Annotated in this window: 14 protein-coding genes; 8 read left to right on the forward strand and 6 right to left on the reverse strand. The window is 69.1% G+C overall.

Going from position 1 to position 16,550, the window contains the following annotated elements:
- Position 1 precedes the first annotated feature (1 nt).
- The 4 genes from JQX13_RS38960 to JQX13_RS38975 form a co-directional block, all read right to left on the reverse strand.
- Positions 2-556 (reverse strand): hypothetical protein, encoded by a 555-nt coding sequence (locus JQX13_RS38960; protein WP_203404486.1) that lies wholly within the window; start codon positions 554-556, stop codon positions 2-4.
- A gap of 163 nt (positions 557-719) precedes the next feature.
- Positions 720-1,778 carry a ParA family protein gene (locus JQX13_RS38965; protein ID WP_203404487.1) on the reverse strand — a complete coding sequence of 353 codons (1,059 nt, stop codon included), beginning with the start codon at positions 1,776-1,778 and terminating at the stop codon, positions 720-722.
- A gap of 78 nt (positions 1,779-1,856) precedes the next feature.
- Entirely contained in the window at positions 1,857-2,318 is a 462-nt protein-coding gene (locus JQX13_RS38970) for a hypothetical protein (protein ID WP_203404488.1), read from the reverse strand.
- A 95-nt stretch (positions 2,319-2,413) separates the two neighbouring features.
- A complete protein-coding gene (locus tag JQX13_RS38975; RefSeq protein ID WP_239014116.1) occupies positions 2,414-2,611 on the reverse strand; it encodes a hypothetical protein in 198 nt (65 codons plus the stop codon).
- Between the two features lie 233 nt (positions 2,612-2,844).
- On the opposite strand from JQX13_RS38975, the gene JQX13_RS38980 reads away from it, so the two are divergent.
- The 6 genes from JQX13_RS38980 (at position 2,845) to JQX13_RS39005 (ending at position 10,829) form a co-directional block, all read left to right on the forward strand.
- A complete protein-coding gene (locus tag JQX13_RS38980) occupies positions 2,845-3,438 on the forward strand; it encodes a DNA-methyltransferase (RefSeq protein ID WP_239014117.1) in 594 nt (197 codons plus the stop codon).
- A 240-nt stretch (positions 3,439-3,678) separates the two neighbouring features.
- Positions 3,679-4,518, forward strand: a complete 840-nt coding sequence (locus JQX13_RS38985; RefSeq protein WP_203404490.1) for a hypothetical protein — start codon at positions 3,679-3,681, stop codon at positions 4,516-4,518.
- Between the two features lie 661 nt (positions 4,519-5,179).
- Positions 5,180-5,404, forward strand: a complete 225-nt coding sequence (locus JQX13_RS38990) for a helix-turn-helix domain-containing protein (protein WP_239015447.1) — start codon at positions 5,180-5,182, stop codon at positions 5,402-5,404.
- 261 nt (positions 5,405-5,665) lie between these two features.
- A complete protein-coding gene (locus JQX13_RS38995; RefSeq protein ID WP_203404492.1) occupies positions 5,666-6,469 on the forward strand; it encodes a tyrosine-type recombinase/integrase in 804 nt (267 codons plus the stop codon).
- A 387-nt stretch (positions 6,470-6,856) separates the two neighbouring features.
- A complete protein-coding gene (locus JQX13_RS39000; protein ID WP_203404493.1) occupies positions 6,857-9,145 on the forward strand; it encodes a glycosyltransferase in 2,289 nt (762 codons plus the stop codon).
- A 445-nt stretch (positions 9,146-9,590) separates the two neighbouring features.
- Positions 9,591-10,829, forward strand: a complete 1,239-nt coding sequence (locus JQX13_RS39005; RefSeq protein WP_203404494.1) for a DUF4157 domain-containing protein — start codon at positions 9,591-9,593, stop codon at positions 10,827-10,829.
- 211 nt (positions 10,830-11,040) lie between these two features.
- Here the strand turns inward: JQX13_RS39005 and JQX13_RS39010 are convergent, their stop codons facing one another.
- On the reverse strand, positions 11,041-11,259 hold the full coding sequence (locus tag JQX13_RS39010; RefSeq protein WP_203404495.1) for a hypothetical protein: 219 nt from the start codon (positions 11,257-11,259) through the stop codon (positions 11,041-11,043).
- A 285-nt stretch (positions 11,260-11,544) separates the two neighbouring features.
- On the opposite strand from JQX13_RS39010, the gene JQX13_RS39015 reads away from it, so the two are divergent.
- Positions 11,545-12,009, forward strand: coding sequence for a transposase (locus JQX13_RS39015; protein ID WP_203404496.1), 465 nt, complete (start codon positions 11,545-11,547; stop codon positions 12,007-12,009).
- 21 nt (positions 12,010-12,030) lie between these two features.
- Entirely contained in the window at positions 12,031-12,387 is a 357-nt protein-coding gene (locus JQX13_RS39020; protein ID WP_203404497.1) for a transposase, read from the forward strand.
- Here JQX13_RS39020 and JQX13_RS55680 read toward each other — a convergent pair.
- On the reverse strand, positions 12,372-16,541 hold the full coding sequence (locus tag JQX13_RS55680; RefSeq protein ID WP_275424905.1) for a TonB family protein: 4,170 nt from the start codon (positions 16,539-16,541) through the stop codon (positions 12,372-12,374). The genes JQX13_RS39020 and JQX13_RS55680 overlap by 16 nt on opposite strands.
- Positions 16,542-16,550 lie beyond the last annotated feature (9 nt).

A 16,550-nucleotide genomic window follows, 5' to 3' on the forward strand; every position in this document is an offset into this window, starting at 1 on the left:
CTCAGAACGCCCATGCGGGCGAGGTGACGAGGAGACCGATGGCGGCGGCGGCGATGGCGGCGGCCTCGGCCGGAGTGGGGGAGCGCCCCTTGCCAATCTCCTTCAGCTTGTCGAAGCGCTCCTGGATGAAGGGCCGCACGATGCTGCGCACCCTCCCGAGCGACTTGGCGATCTTCGTCGCGCCGGCACCGCCACCCTGGCCCTTGCACCACTCGTCATTCATCGACTTCAGGCGCTTGCTGGCCTCCTCATGGCCCGCGAGGGTGGTGTCCGGGCCGAAGATGTTCCCCTCCAGCGCCTTCTTCGTCTCCTCGAGGAAGCGCTCGGCTGCGGTGATCTTCGCGCACTCCTCCTCGGCGGGCGTGAAGTTGATGACCCGCTTCGCCTCCTCCACCAGGCGCTGGGCCGCGGAGTAGAGGTCCCGCTGGATGCGCTCCTGCTTGAGCCCGAGCTTCGTGGAGCTGGTGTAGGGCGCGGGGGACTCGGCGAGGGCGGCGGTTCCGACGACGAGAGCGGCGACCGCCACGGCACTGAACAACGTCTTGAACGACAGCATGTGCAACCTCCTGGAACGCCCGGCTCGCGGAGTGCGGCCGGGTACACGCCCAGAAGGGGTGGTGGCACCACGTGAGGAACGCTGAAGCACGAAGGGCCCGGCATCCGAGGTGGAGGCTGGGCCCTTCATGTTGCCTAGGGTGAAGGCGAGGCCAATACCCCAATTACAGATTGGCGACGAGGTCGTCGATCGCGCCGATGCAGTGCTTGCGGTACTCCTCGTTGACCCTGACGCGTTGGCCGACCAGCGCGACTCGGCCTGCCTGGAGCTTGGTGAAGGGGGCGCCCTTGGCGAATGCCACCACTCCGGTCGTCTGGAAGTCGCGCACGTCAGCGAACAGCTTGTTCTGGGTCGTCGGGACGAACAAGGCGGGCTGGTTCTGGTGAAGCTCCATCACGTTCTTCTCGATGGAGGAGAGGACGTCGGCGTAGGCCGAGGCCGGCCCCATGTACTGAGTCAGGCGATTCTTCACGATGAGACGAATCTTCGGAAGCGGCCTGCCCGCCGCCGTCAAGCGTGTTCCAAACGCATGTTGCGTGTAGATCTCGGACGGAACCTTCAGCCCGTACACCAAGGAAAAGACATTCTGCACGGCACGCCGGGATGAGTCGTCCGCCATGACAGGCAGAACGAGTTCGTCCGCCGCCGCGAGCGCCATCTGCGTGTAGACGGAGAAGCTCGGGTTGGCATCGATGAAGATCATCGTGTAGCGGCTGCGGATCGGTGCGAGGAAGTCCCTGAGCCAATCCATGACAGCGAGCCACGTGTTCGTGCCCGGGATCTGGGCGTTGGACAGCGTCGACATCGCGTTCACCTGAAGCTCAAGTAGCGGGTCGCCGCAGACGAGATCGACATTGCTGGGCACACTGCTGTTGGACCCAGCGGGATTGACGATGAAGTCGTCGCTATTGAACTGCGGCGGAGTGTACGGGCTGGGCAGGCGCAGCTGGAAGTACCCGCCGATCGTTGAGCGGGGAATCGCCCCCTGGAACTTCAACAAGTTGTCCGAGCCCTTGTTGGTGAGCCCCCCGAGGAGGAGTTCGGAGAGATTGGCCTGGGGGCACATGTCAATCGCAAGGATCCGTTCCTCTGGACGCTGTTCGGCATACCGACACAACGACTGGAACACGAGGCTCGTCTTCCCCGTACCTCCCTTGTTGTTCCAGAAGCAGCAGATGGCCGAACGGGGGGGGTTCTTGGTCTTCTTGATGGTCACGGTCATGGTGGCCACTGTAGCGTCCATTTTGGACGCCTGCAAGGCCCGCGAGGCCACCGTGGCGTCCCGTGGAGCCGGGGATTATCAGGCGCCGGAGGCCGACCTGGCCACGAAACCAGTCCCTTCGCAGGAGTCGCACCCCGTGGCGACGAGGCTGGTGCCGCCGTCGAGCAACTCGCCCTCGCCGGTTCCGCCGCAGTCCGGGCAGAGATGGCGGCCCAGGGCGATGGAGCGGCGGGCGAGGTAGAGTTCCCGCTCAAGGCGCTCGCGCATGCACCCGACGTCCACGCCCAGAAGCCGCTCCTTGCTCCGGAGGCGGACGGCGTCGCCGTGGCGCCGGGTCCACTCCCCATAGGCGGCCTGATCGAGCGACACCCGCAGGAACTCCGTCTCCGCGGCGGCGAGCTGGGCCCGGGCGTCGGCGAGGCGCTGCTCGAGGGCATCCACCTCTGGGCGCAGGTTCTCGGCGCTGGCGGGGTTGAGCGCGGTGAGCTGGGCGAGCAGCTCGGCCAGGGTGGGCGGGGACGGTGGGGCGGGGCAGGGCATTGGCGTTCTCCTGGTGGTGGGCTGGAAAGACACGGGCCCCGGGAGGAGGGGGGATGTCCTCCCGGGGCCGCGCGGAGGCCGGGGCTAGTCGGCCATCAATCGTGAGAGAAGTTGGGACGGCACGGGGCCATCTGGACGCCGTGGTCCGGGCACTTCCACCCGGGCGCCTGGCAGTAACACTGCTCCGCCACCGCCTTCTCGCAGCACCGCGGGGGCCCGGGCGGCGGTGGCGTGTGCGTCTCCTCGGGCTCGGACAGGCCGAGCAGCTTCCGGTGGCGAGGGGTGAGGAACATCGTCATGCCGAGGAGAAGGGGCGGCCGTGGCGTCTCTGGCGACGAAGGGGCAGGCACCGCTCGTGCACGCCTCTCTGCAAGCGACGCCTCCCTCTCGCGTCGCGCCGAGGAACACGATGCGACCCTACTACTCGAACGACTCCGTCACCCTGTACCACGGCGACTGCCGCGACCTGTCGCTGGACCCCCTGTCTCACTCCGTGGACCTGCTGCTCACCGACCCACCTTACGGCATGGCCTATGAGGGGGGCAGCGCGGGCGGAGCGCCCATCCGCGGGGACGGCTCGCGCCAGGGCGTGCGCGTGCTGCGCCAGGCGCTCTCCGTCGTCGGCCGCGTGCTCGCGCCGGACGCTCATGCCTATGTGTTCTGCCACTGGGAGAGCTGGCCCGACTTCTTCGATGCCGTCTCCTGCCACGCCCGCGTGAAGCAGGCGCTCATCTGGTGGAAGGCGCGTGGCGGCTCCGGCGACTGCGCGGCCGGGTACGCGCCGGACTACGAGGTGGTGCTGTATGCGTCCGGGCCGAAGCGCCGGCCGCTCGCCGGGAAGCGCCATGGTGCGGTGCTGAAGGACTTCCCTCCGGTGCCCCCGCGCCAGCGCACGCACCCCACGGAGAAGCCTGTACCGCTGCTGGCCCACCTGGTCGCGAAGTCCTGCCCGGCGGGCGGGCTGGTGTTGGACCCCTTCGCGGGCACCGGGGCCACGTTGGTGGCAGCGCAGCAGCTCGGCCGCCGGGCCGTGGGCGTTGAGCTCGAGGAGCGCTACTGCGAGGCAGCGGCACGCCGGCTGGAGCGCGCCGCAGGAGTGGGGCCCAGCCGCGCGGCGTGAACCAGGTGCTGCTCGCAGCAACACGCGCGGCGGGGCGGAGGGCGGGCAGCACCCGAACGACAGAGGGCTCCCGCCCCACTTCCGCAGGGCTCCCGCGATTCTCCCTCCAAACTCCCGCGCGGGAGATTCGCGGGATGAGCAGGGGGGGAGGAGTCGTCCTGCTCTGACGGGACGGTGAATATCCACCGAGAGACAGCGTCAGTGCGGGTGAGGTACAACAGGGCGCGGGAGAGCCGCGCCTTGAACGACAGCCAACAGCAGCGAGGGAACACACTTGGGCAGTACCGCCTCGGACCGAGGTACAGGGGCACCGGAGAGCTGGGCCGCGTCTACCGCGCCCACCACGTGGAGACGGGCAGGCCCGCTCTGGTGGTGCAGCGCACGGAGCGCCAGGCAGATGATGCCCCCCTCGCCGACTGGCAGGTGCGCGTCACCTCTTCCGTGTCTCCAGCCTTCCTCGCCCTCGAGGTGGAGCGCGCCCCCGAGGGTGGGGATCCGCTGGATGTGGCTGGGGAGCTCGTGTTCATGCTCGAGGACGCCGCCCAGGCCGCCGACACCACCATCAACCGCCCGGAGACGATGCCGCACCTGCTCAGCGCCCCCCGGCCCACTCCGCGCACCTCCCATGCCCCCCGCGCGGAGCCGACCTCCTGGAGGCGCCCGGCGTTCGCAGCTGCTGCTACAGCCCTCGCTGCTGCCGCCCTCCTGCACCTCTCTGGTTCTCCGCTGCTGGGCCCAGCCGGGCTGGATGCCGGCGACGAGCTGGCCCTAGCGGATGAGGCAGGGTGGGGTGGTAGCGAGGCGGCTACAGGGTTGGTGCTCACCAACATGGCGGACAGCGAGCCCATCATCCTGGCTCGCGCTCTTCCCAAGAAGCCCTTCGCCAACCAGAAGCGGCCCCCGTGTGACAGGGATGTTGAGGCGGAGATCTTCGGTGGGTGCTGGGTCGCAACGGACAAGGTCACGCCATGTCCCGATAAGCTGTATGAATTTGAAGGCAAATGCTATCTGCCGGCCGCCAAGCCGGAGTCGCGACCAGCCGCCATGTCTCGACATCCTCTTGCGTTTGACCGGCCGTAGCTGTAACTATCTCCCTTGGCTTCTGTTTCTCTGTCGCCGGACCACCTGTGGGCTAGCAGGTACCGGCGACACCCCACACCAAGAACGCGTCGACCACCGTCGCACGGTCGACCCGAGAAGCCCGCCCCTACGGACTGCCCTGGGGGTCGGCCCAGGACGCCTCGCGCGAGTCTAGCCCCTCGCGCTGAGGCGTCTGTTTTTTTGGGGTGAGCGATGGGGGAGTGTCGCAGCAGCACCCGAGAGCACCGTGCCGTAGCGGCGCCTGCGTGGCGCGTCCGCAGTGGACGACGCATGGCGACCCGGCGCTCGGTGTCAGTCGCCAACTCAGACAGCCTCAATGCGTTGCATGGCAATCGCTCGCGGCCTGGGTCCGCCCTGACACGTGGCGCGCTGCGTCCACCCAAAATCGTCACCACTGCGAGTGAGGGCGACAAGTTGGGCGTCCGGATTTCGGGACAGGTCAGCCAGCCTGTGGACGCACTGCGCCGTTCTGGCGCACCCGCCCGCTCTGTTCTGGGTCAAGGGGTTTGGCGCGCAGATTGTAAGCCAGAGAACACAGCGTAACGTGGGTCATGCGGTGGGATGCGGGGGAATCACCAACACAGAGCAGAGCTGGCGCGGAGCCCTCACTCCGCGCGCTGTCGAGGACCGCGTGAGGACGATGACCAACTGCAACAACAACGAAAGGATGGTGGCGCCAATGCCGGACGACTCCGCGTGGACAGTGGCCGAGGCGGCCACGTTCCTCGGAATTGCGAGGAGCACCCTCTATCGGAAGGCAGCGGAAGGAGCAGTGCCCAGCTTCAAGGTGGGGGGCGCGTTGCGCTTCAGCCCCGCGAAGCTCAGGGAGTGGCGGGATGCCCAGTTGCACGGGGCGGGGGTGTAGCCGGTGGCCTACGCGTACAAGAACCCCAAGAGCGGCTCCTACATCGGAGGCTGGAAGGACCGTCACGGGAAGGCGGTGCGCAAGACGCTGCCGAGCGTGCGCACCCTCACGGAGGCCCGCCGCTACGCCGAGGACATGGAGAGGCAGGAGTGGCGGATCGCCCAGGGCCTGGACGAGGCCCGGCCGACGACGCTCACCGTGGCCGAGGGCATCAGGGGGTACTTGGATCTTCTGCCGGTGGAGTACTCCTCGAGGAAGGACGTGGCGGGCCGACTTAAGCGGGTGGCGTCAGCGCTGGGCGACAAGCCCATGAACGAGGTGACGCCCGCGGACGTGATGAAGCTGCTGGCCGCAGCCACGGACCTGTCGCCCCAGACGCGTGAGCACCTGCGCATGGCGGGGCAGGGGCTCTACACCCGGATGACGAAGGCGCGGCTCTACCAGGGACCCAACCCCTTCAAGGAGACGCCGAAGGTGCGCGTCCCGCGGCGGGAGGTGGCTGTCTTCGACCCTGATCACCTGCCCCGGCTGATGGAGGAGCTCAAGCCGCACCACCGGGCCGTTGCTCTCTTCGGACTGCTGACGGCCTGCCGCAAGGGCGAGGTGAGCGCGCTCCTGAAGGAGGATGTGCACCTCGACAAGCGCTACGTGGTGGTGCGCCGTAGCGGCCGGCGGGACACCACGAAGGGCAACCGGGACCGGCGCGTACCCATCGCTGAGGCCCTCGTCCCGGTGCTGCAGGAGCAGCTCCGGACCCCGGGCCCGTACCTCTTCCCTCGCCCGGGCAGCAAGGAGCCGTACAGCAGGAACTGGCGGATCCATGAGGTCATCCAGCGGGCGTGCAGGCGGGCGGGTCTGCCCAAGGGGTTGCGCTTCAAGGCGCTGCGGGCGACCTGGGCCACCCAGGCCGTGGCGCGCACCGGAGACCTGCGCCTGGCGCAACTGGTTCTCGGCCACGCGGACCCGCGCACGACGGCGGACCACTACGCCCGGGCTCTGCCAGCCCACCTGCAGCAGGGGGCGGAGATGGTGGCGGACGTTCTCAATCCGTTGAGTGGGCGTTGAGAAAAATCCGACGAAGGCCGGGCACGGCAGCACAACACCGAGAAACAAGAGGAGGCCAGCAACGTGAATAAAAACAATGGGATGCGAAGGCGGATGACGCCGGAACAAGGGAGAGAACCAGCGGGCGACGGTTTCCTAAACCGCAGGCCGCTGGTTCGATTCCAGCCGGGGCCACTCGCCCTGCTTCCCAAGTCCGCGGAAGCAGGGCATTTTTCTGTCCGGTGGCGTTCAGCGGCGTTCAGGAGTGTTCGCCCGATTTGGTACCCGTTTGGTACCAGGGCCACCCCTCCTGACGCGCGGTCTCGGTTGCGCCTCAAACCACCCGAGCAGCCAGGGGCTCCACGGAAGCCCGTGGGAGCCCATCAACGTGGCATAAGCCTTCCTGTCATGAATATCTTTGCCTGCCTCGTCCATGAGAGCCGCGAGTGCGTCATCGACCTGGTGCGCAACCTCCACCACCTGGACCCGGACTCGCGCATCCTCCTCTACAACGGGGGCTGTGACACGACGCTGCTCCAGAGCTTTCCCTTCGAGCGCTACAACGCCATCGTCCACCCCAGCGCACGCCCCATGAAGTGGGGCTGGCTCCACGACTTCGCGCTCGACTGCTTCCGCTTCGCCCTGGAGCACCACCCGTTCGACACGATGACCATCGTGGACTCGGACCAGCTCGGGCTGCGCCCCGGGTACTCGGCCTTTCTGGGCGAGTTCCTCTCCCAGAACCCGGGGGCCGGGCTGCTCGGCAACGTGCAGACGCCCAACGATCCGGGCCCCCTGGCCGCGCCCGCCCTCCACGCGCGCAAGGAACTGGAGCTGTGGCGCCCCTTCCTGCGCAAGTTCCCCGACGGAGAGTCCAAGTTCGTCCACTGGACCTTCTGGCCCTCCACCGTCTTCTCCGCCGACGCCGCGAGAGACCTGGTGACGCTGTGGGACACGGACTCGCAGCTGCGCGACCTCCTCCAGCGCTCGCGCATCTGGGCCACGGAGGAGGTCCTCTTCCCCACCCTCGTCGCCCTGCTCGGCCACCGCGTCCTCACCAGCCCGTGCCACTATGACGTGGTCAGGTATCGCGTCCGCTACACCGTCCCCCAGCTGGAGGCCGCCATGGCCCGGCGGGACAGCTTCTGGGCCCACCCCGTGCCCCGCCGCTACGACGACCCGCTGCGCACCCACGTGCGCGCCCGGTTCCATGAGTATGCGGCGCCAGGCAACCCCGTGGCGGCCCAGGCCCCCCAGGGCGCAACGCCTGCCCCCGGCCCGCTCCCGCGGAGCGAGGACACGCCGCGGCCCCGCCTGCTCCTGACCTGGCCCATCCTCTCCGAGATGCGCAAGGTCGAGGGCTGGCTCTCCGACGAAGAAGCCGACCTGCTCATCGCCTCCGCCTCCCATGCCCTCGGCGCGTTGCCCGCCCCGCATGCCGTCGTGGAGGTGGGCAGCTTCTGTGGCAAGGCCACCCTCGTCCTCGCCCGCGTCGCCGAGGCCCTCGGCACCTCCGCGCCCATCCATGCCATCGACCCGGGGGATGGTGTCGTCGGCGCACGCGACCGCAACCTCCAGCAGCTCAGCCCCACGCGCCACAAGCTCCAGCGCACCCTCTTGCTCGCGGGCCTCGAGCCTCGCGTCAAGGTCCACTTCCAGCAAGCCCCCCAGGTCCCCTGGAGCGAGCCCATCGGCTTCCTCCTCATCGACGGCCTGCACGACTACGGCAGCGTCGCCGCCGACTTCCACCACCTGGAGCCCTGGCTCGCCGTGGGCGGGCTCGTCGCGTTCCATGACTGCGCGGACTACTTCCCCGGGGTGAAGCGCTTCGTCCAGGAGCTCCTCCACGCCGGACGTTTCCGGCGCCTGCACGCCTCAGGCAGCCTCGTGGTCCTGGAGAAGCGGGCCGCCGCGGAGCGCACGGAGGCCGTTCCCGGACAGCCGCGCATCGAGGTGGCCACGGCGGGTCCGCTCGTCTCCTGCCTCATGCCCACCCACAACCGGCGCCCGTTCATCCCCCTGGCCCTGCGCTGGTTCCTCGCCCAGGACTGGCCCTCCCGGGAGCTCGTCATCGTCGATGATGGCTCCGACCCTGTCTCGGACCTCCTCCCCGACGACGCGCGAATCCGCTACCTCCGTCTGGAGCGCAAGCACTCCCTCGGGGCCAAGCGCAACCTCGCCTGCCAGAGCGCAAAGGGAGACATCCTCGTCCACTGGGACGATGACGACTGGTCCGCGCCCCACCGGCTCACGTATCAGGTCTCGTCCCTGCTCCAGGAGGGCGCCGACGTCTGTGGGCTGACGCGCCTCTACTACCACCAGCCGGCCACGGGCCGCTCCTGGCAGTACCAGTACCCGGACGGGCAGCGTCCCTGGGTGGCCGGCAACACCCTCTGCTACACGCGGGACTTCTGGCGCGGCAATCCCTTCCCAGACATCAACGTCGGAGAGGATGCACGCTTCCTCTGGAATGCTCCATCCCGGCGGCTGCTCTCCCTGGCGGACAGCACCTTCTTCGTTGCCTTCATCCATTCCACCAACGTGGACCTCAAGCGCGTCCATCACGCCTGGTGGCACCCCCATCCCACCGAGGCCCTGCGGACCCTCATGGGTGAAGCCTTCGACACCTACGCGCAGCTCCTCACCTCCGAGGCTCCTCTCTTGCCCCACGCCCAGGCTATCGGCACTCGCTCGTGAGGTTTGCCCGAGGCGGAGGCACCAGGGAGGCCCCACGCCGTAACAGGAGACCGGGTGTCAGAACGCATCGATGATTGTACTACAGTCGGACTTTGGTCTCTGCGCCCTGGAAGTTGTGGTTACCTACCCAGCAAGGAAGCACAACATGCAGGAGAGCGGGACCGAAGTCCCGCTGTAGTACTAAGGGGAGTGGATGGTGGGGGGCCCGAAGGTGAACCGGTAGGGCGGGTAGGAGCTGTTGCCCTCGAGGCCCGCGTATCCACAGGCCATGAGCCCGAAGTTGCTGCTGCGGTCGCCGGGCTTTGCCCCATACAGCTCCCGCTGGTTGTTGTGGCCACCGAGCGCTCGACGTGGAGCACCGAGAAGTCCAGCGGCAGCTGTATGGACGCTGCTACATTGCTGGCAGGTGTGGGAGCACCCGCGGAATTACTCAAGAAGGTGCGTGATGAAAGCCAAGATCCCCCGTCCCGCTCCGGTGAGCCCACAGCAGTCCTCCGCCGCGCATCGGGCCACCCTGGAGGAGAGGCCCTCCTCGGAGCTCCCCCTGTCGGAGCCACCCAGCCTCCAGTCTCAGCAGGAGACGGCCGAGCGTTTCGGACACCACCTGGAGCGCATTCCCGTCAGTAGCCAGAGCCGCATCCAAAACCCTCTGCAGAAACGAGCACTCGCGCCCCAGCCGGTGCAGCGCCTCGCCGAGATGGCGCCTCCGAACCGCACCGGGCTGCCCGATTCGCTCAAGGCGGGCATCGAGGCGATGTCGGGCGTGTCGCTCGACAGGGTCAAGGTCCATTACAATTCGTCCAAGCCCGCGCAGCTCAACGCCTATGCCTATGCGCAGGACCAGGACATCCACGTCGCGCCGGGCCAGGAGCAGCACCTGCCGCACGAGGCGTGGCACATCATCCAGCAGGCGCAGGGGCGCGTGCGCGCGACGATGCAGATGCAGGACGGCCTTGCAGTCAACGACGAGCACGGCCTCGAGCGCGAGGCCGAGGTGATGGGCGCCCGGGCGGCGCAATTGCAGGCGAAGTCCGCGGCGCACGGCTCGGGATGCGGTTGCGGCTGCTGCGCTGGCGGACAGCAGGCGGTCCAGAGCAAGGCGGTCCAGAGCAAGGCGGTCCGCGGCGCGCCGGTGCAGCTCTGCGTGCATTGCGGCGACAACAGCTGCATCAAGGGCGAGAAATGCGGCTATGACCGGTCGATGGGCGGCCTGTTCACCACCGACGCGCCCGCGGTGCTCCCCTACTACAGCTCCAACGCCAAGAAGCAGAGCGGCAAGGCGTTCGGCACCGAGCTCGAGCATCCGATCCCTGGCCAGGCGCTGCGGCTGATGGGTCAGGGTGGCGGCTATCGCCAGGAATATGTCGTGCCAACCGACACCGCCGTCCACCGCGGGGCAGTGAGCGGCGCGGGCGGCGGCATCAGTTCGACGGGCAGCAGTTCGACGTCCAGGGGCTGGGCCCAGCATCTTGCCAACCTGCCGACCAACTTCGATGTCGTGCGCTCGTCGCTGACCGAGCAGATCAACGCCCATCTGACGCAGGAGGCGTTCAGCGAGTCGGTGGCGCAACAGCTCTCGGACTGGCTCGTGGCGCAGCAACAGCAGGCGGGACGCATCACGGCCGTTGAGCGCGAGCAACTGCAAACACTGTTGATGAACCGCTACCTCGACAACAAGAAGTAAGCGTCGGCGGCGCGTTCCTAGCGCGCAGCGGGGCCAAGCTCCACCTCATCTCCTGTCGAGCCAACCAGCAACGCTCCCGCCGCCTTCGAGGGCTCAGCGCCAGATCCCTCCTATACACCAGTGAGACAGATCAGGCCGAGGCCTTCTTCTTCTTCTTTTCCCACTCGAACTTTCGGGATTTGTGTTTGTCGATCATGTCCGCGATGCGCTGCTAAGTACACGGATGTTTCAGATTGAGGATGGTCGCGTCGTCGGGAAGAGCATCCTCAAGCGCCTCTTGAACCAGATCCCTCAGGCATTCATCCGAGGTACAGGAGTTGATGACGGTATCGCTGTCTTCGTAGAGCTCTTCTATCCGATGCGCATATGAGGCGCGCCCGAATTTTTCCCAGCAGTCCTTGATGCGGCTGGCCCGCCAGTCGGGGCTCAAGAAGCTTGGGCACCTGTCGGTGGACGGCACGAAGGTGAAGGCCAATGCCAGCAAGCACAAGGCCATGAGCTACGGACGCATGGAGGAGGCCATGAAGAAGCTGGACGAGCAGATTGACAGGCTGCTGGAGGAGGCAGCGGCGCTGGATGCCGAGGAAGACAAGCGCTACGGCAAGGGGCGGCGCGGGGATGAGTTGTCCGAGGAGCTTAGGGAATCGAAGAAGCGCGCCGAGCGGCCGCGGGAGGCCGCGCGCCAAGTGGAGGCGGAGAAGAAGCTGGCGTTGCGGTGGAGAGGGAGAAGCGCCGGGAGAAGATTCAAAAGGCCAAGGAGGAAATGGAGAAGGAGGCCAGGGAGAAGGCCGAGGCCAAGGGCCAGGACAAGCCCGAGGAGGCGAAGCCCTCCGAGAAGGCACAGCGTAACTTCACGGACAGCGACTCGCGGATAATGCCGCGGGGAGGCACCTTCCAGCAGTCCTACAACGCGCAGGTTGCGGTGGACGCGGACACGCAGCTGATAGTGGCGCAGGAGATGGGGCAGATCGCCAACGATGCACGTCAGCTCGAGCCGATGGTGGCGCAGGCGCAGGCCAACACGGGGCTGGTGCCCGTGCAGCTGAGCGCGGACTCGGGCTACCTGTGCCAGGAGGACATCGAGAAGGTGGAGGCCAAGGGCGTGGAGCGCTTTATCGCCACGGGTCGCTCGAAGCACGGGGAGGAGGCGGCAGCGGCACCGCGCGGGCGCCCGCCCTAGGGCCTGAGCTTCAAGGAGCGGATGAGGCGCAAGCTGCTGACGAAGCGAGGCAAGGCGGCCTACGCCAGACGCAAGGTGACGGCCGAGCCCGTCATCGGCCAGGTGAAGAACGGGACGCTGCCGCGCTTCTCGCTGCGGGGCCTGCCCAAGGTACGCGGAGAATTCTCTCTGGCGTGCGCAGTGCACAATCTCAAGAAGCTGTGGCGTCAGGGATGGGAGTTGCTTGCGCAGGGCCTCGAGCGCGAGGGGATGCTCGGGGACGAGTGCGAGGGCCCGCTGGAAGGCCTCCCGCGCGCGCGAGAGGAGCCGCCCGCGCTCCTCCGGACTCACGGCGGATTGGGTGGAGAGGTGGAGGGCCGTCCTCAGCGCCCCTCGTAGCCCTCTGGCAGCTTCACGTTCACGTAGAAGGCGTACTCCACCGCCACGATGCGGTTCTGGAACGTCATCGGCTGGTAGCGGCGCGTGTGCATCATCTGGACGAGCGCGTCCCCCAGGTCCGCGGGCGCCTTGAGGACGCGGCAGTTCGTCACGTGCCCGCTCGTCTGGATGACGCACAGCAGGATGGCCTCGCCTTCAATGCCCGCGTGCAGGGGCCCCTCCGGGTAGATGAAGGGCTCGCCCGGGTCCACGAGCTGGGGCGGCATGGGCGTCATGCCCTCCTGGTAGGGCACCACCGGGGCCGTCCCGGCGTCGGCGGCCGGAGTGCCGGCATCGCGCGCGGAGGGGGTGCTTCCATCCGACACCCGCGTTGGCACGGGGGGCTCGTCACTGTGGGTGGGCCGAGCGCAGCGCGGCAGGTTGGAGGGCGGCTGCGCGGCGTGCTCGGGCCGCTTGCCGGTCCGCATGAACGCCACCAGCTCCTCCTCCGTGCCCAGGAAGACGTCCTGGTCCACGCACCCGGAGATGCCGTCCACCTTCCCGTGGTCGCCCACCTGCCAGAAGGTCCACGGGGCTCCCGCGTCCGGCCTGCCCGCAATCCACAGCGGGTAGTCCTGAAAGCCTCCGCCGAGCTGCTCCTTCCAGTAGGACGTGTCGCTATAAAGGATGGGCCGGCGCTTCGTCCCCTCCTCCACCCGCTCCAGCCACGTCCTCACCCCGGCGACGATGTCCGCGCGGTGCACTCCGTCCGTCACCTCCACGTCCAGCACGGGCGGCAAGTCACCGGCCTGGAGCGGAGGAAGGCTGCTCAGGAAGAACTCCGCCTGGTCGCTCGCGCTGTCCCGGGGGCGGTAGAAGTGGTACGCGCCGCGCGCCACCCCCGCATCCGCCAGCGCGCCCCAGTTGTCCTTGAAGCGAGGGTCATGGAAGTGCTTCCCCTCCGTCGCCTTCATGAAGACGAAGTTCGGCTTCTTCTTCAGCACCGTGGGCCAGTCCACCTCGCCCTGGAAGTGGGAGAGGTCGAAGCCCTGGGCCTGCACCCTGTCCGGGGGCGGAGGGGGCGGCGTGGACGGCGTGGGCCAGATGATGCCGGCTCCCAGCCCGAGCACCGCCATCACCAGCGCACCCAGCCCGAGCCTCCCCAGGCGCTGCGCGGGCGTGGGCGCGGGCTCGAAGCGCGGCGCGCGGAACCTGGGGGGACGCTTCGTGCTGCGTGCCGCCACCTGCCGCCCTGGAGCCTTCCCCGTCCCTGACTCCGCTGGAGACACGGGCGCTGAAGGAGAGGGCTGCGCCTGTTCGGAGGCACCAGCCGCCTCCGGGGAGGAGGGCTCGGACTGGGCCTCCAGGGCGGCGGTCTCGCGCTTGCGGTGGACGTACAGCAGCGACGCCACCTCGAGCGAGTGGCTCGCGGCGAGCGGCCCCGAGGCATTGGCGCCTCCGGTGACGAGCAGCTCGCCCGGGAGCATCACCGCCCCGGCGCCGCGCAGCGCCTCGGGCAGGGGCTCCTGGGGCAGCCAGGCATCGCTCGTGAAGCTGTAGCGCTCCACGTCGTCCAGCGGCTTGCCCGCGAAGCTGCCACCCACCACGTACAGCCGGTCATCCATTGCCGCCGCGGCCACCTCCGAGCGCGGCCGCTCCAGCGAGGCCAGCTGCGCCCAGCGGTCCTTGAGCGGGTCGAGCTGGGCATGCCGCGCCAGCGGCCGGGCCGGCAGCAGCAGGGGCTTGTGTTCGCCTCCCACCACGTGCAGGCGTCCCCGCAGCGCCTGGACGCCGAAGCGCCGGGCCGACACCTTCAGCGGCCTCGCCACCTCCCACCGCTCGAGCCGCGGGTCGTACACCTCCACCTGCGCGCTGGTGCGCTTGAGCCAGCTCAGCAGCCTGGGCCGGCGCAGCGTGTCCTCCACGCCCCACCACGGCAGGGGCCAGCACTCCAGGCCTCCCAGGACGAAGAGCAGGCCATCGCAGGCCACCGCGCCCGGCTCATCGCGAGGCGTGGGCAGCGGGGGCAGCGGCTCCGTCCACCGCCCCCCCTTCTCTCCGTCCCGGGGCGGCTCGAAGGCCACGTGGCGCGAGAGCGGGTGGCCGTGCGCGTCCCGGCCTCCCAGCACGTGGATGCGGTCGCCCAGCGCCACCGCCGTGAAGCCCGGCTGCGGCTGCGGCAGGTGCCCCACCTTCTCCCAGGCCTCCGCCTCCCCCTTGCACCGCCACACCTGCCCGGTGTCTTGCAGCGCGTAGGCCACGTGCTTCAGCGTCACCAGCACCACCCGGCTCGGCACGCCCGGCAGCGCGGTGCGCTCCACCCACTCCGCGTGGTGGTCGAAGGCGGCCACCGTGAGGTGGCTCTCCTCATAGCCGTGCGGCGGCTGCGGGGACTCGCTGAGGATGCAGGAGCCCGCGGGCACCATGCCCACCTCGGGCGCGAGGTGCCGCGCGTGCACGCCGTGCGGGGCCAGCTTCTCCGCCGTCACGGAGGCGTGCTGGAGCTGGTGCGTGCCCACCGTCTTGTGCGCCAGCTGCCCGCGGATGCTGCCCGCGTCCAGCTCCGCGTCCACCCGCAGCGAGCCGAGCACCCGCACGTCCTCCGGGAAGCAGATGGGCCCCGCTGGCACGTCCGGCTCCCCCGCGCCCCGGGACAGCGGCGCGAAGAAAAGGCGCCGGTCCTCCACCCCCACGTCACCCTGGGCGTCCACGCGCAACACCGCGAGCAGGCTGTAGCGGTGCTCCCCGCCCTGGGGCCGCAGCGCGAGCGGCTGCTGCCGCGCGTCCCGGGGCCACTCCACGTCGCCCGTGCGCGTGCGCGCCGCCAGCGTCCAGAAGTCCCCCGCGTGGAAGGAGCCCTCGCCGGTGAACTGCACCTGGACGCCGTGCTCCAACTCCACCCACTGCGTGTCCACCGCCAGGGGCCCGGGCGCGCCCGGCGTCTGGTCCCACCGCCGCAGCAGCGGGCAGTCCCTGGCCTGCTGTCCCAGGCCCTCGGGCAGCGGCCCGTCCAGCGTCACCTCCAGCCGGTCCTCCGACACGAAGCGGATGTGGCGCAGGGGGCCGGGCTCGCCGCGCAGCACCCGTGGCGTGTCGACCGCCTCCACCAGGTCCCCCACGCGCAGCTCCACACCGCGCGTGCCCAGCGGCACGCTCAGCCGCACCCGGGGGCCGTCCTCCGTCACCTGCACCCCGGCGATGGGCAGGGCCTGCGTGCCATTGTTGCGCGACCACTTGAGGCTCGCGATGGGACGCAGCAGCCGGGGGGCGCCCTTCTCCTCGGGGAGCGCGGGCTTCAGCTCCAGCCGGCCCGTGTGCGCGTCCACCTTGCTCAGCCGCGCGAGGTGCCGTCCGTGCTCGGCCACCACCTCCACGAAGCGCCCCTGCCGCCACAGGTGCTCGTCCACGGAGTGCGCGTGCCGCGCCCGCAGACCCAGGGCTCCGTCCTCCAGGGACTCCACCTCCAGCACGGGCCACTGGCCCGCGTGCTCCAAGGGGCCTCCCGCGCACTCGCCGCCCTCCTGTACCTCCACCCGGTAGAGCAGGTTGCCCGGTAGCTCCGTGGCCACGCCGGGCTTGCGCCGCGCCCGCATCTCTCCCCGGTGTTCCTGCCGCGACAGCAGCTGCTGCCACGCCAGGTCCTTATGGCCCCGGTCCGGCGCGTCCGCGTCGTTGCTCACCCGCAGGGTGCGCACCTGCCACACCGTCTTCGTGCGCACCGCGGTGTCCGGGCCGCCCAGCGCCACCTCGCGAATCTCCGGGTCCTCGTAGGCGCTCAGCGTGCGCTCCCACACGTCCAGCACCGCGAGGTACACCCCGGGCTCGCCCGGCGGAGGCTCTCCCGGGCTATCCGGCTGCTCCTCCAGCGCCAGGCGCTTCTCGTTCTCGCACAGCACGCCGTCCACGTAGTAGCGGCCCGGGCCGATGAAGAGCCGCGTGCGCGGAGCCTCCTCCGCCGCGCCCTCGGCGGGCTCCGCCTCCAGCGCGAAGCCCGCATGCTCCTGCGGCGCCCCGCTCGGGCCAATCACATCCCGTGTGCGCTGCCGCTGGTGGTGCGCCTGGATGTCGGCCTGCTCGTTCCAGTCCGCGTCCAGCTGCACGCGCCCCTGCTGCATCCGGACGGCGTTGTAGTGCTTGCGGGGATTGAAGGTGGAGCGGGAGTAGTCACTGGTCATGAATGGATT

Origin of the sequence: Archangium violaceum, assembly GCF_016859125.1 — a bacterium.
GTDB lineage: Bacteria > Myxococcota > Myxococcia > Myxococcales > Myxococcaceae > Archangium > Archangium violaceum_A.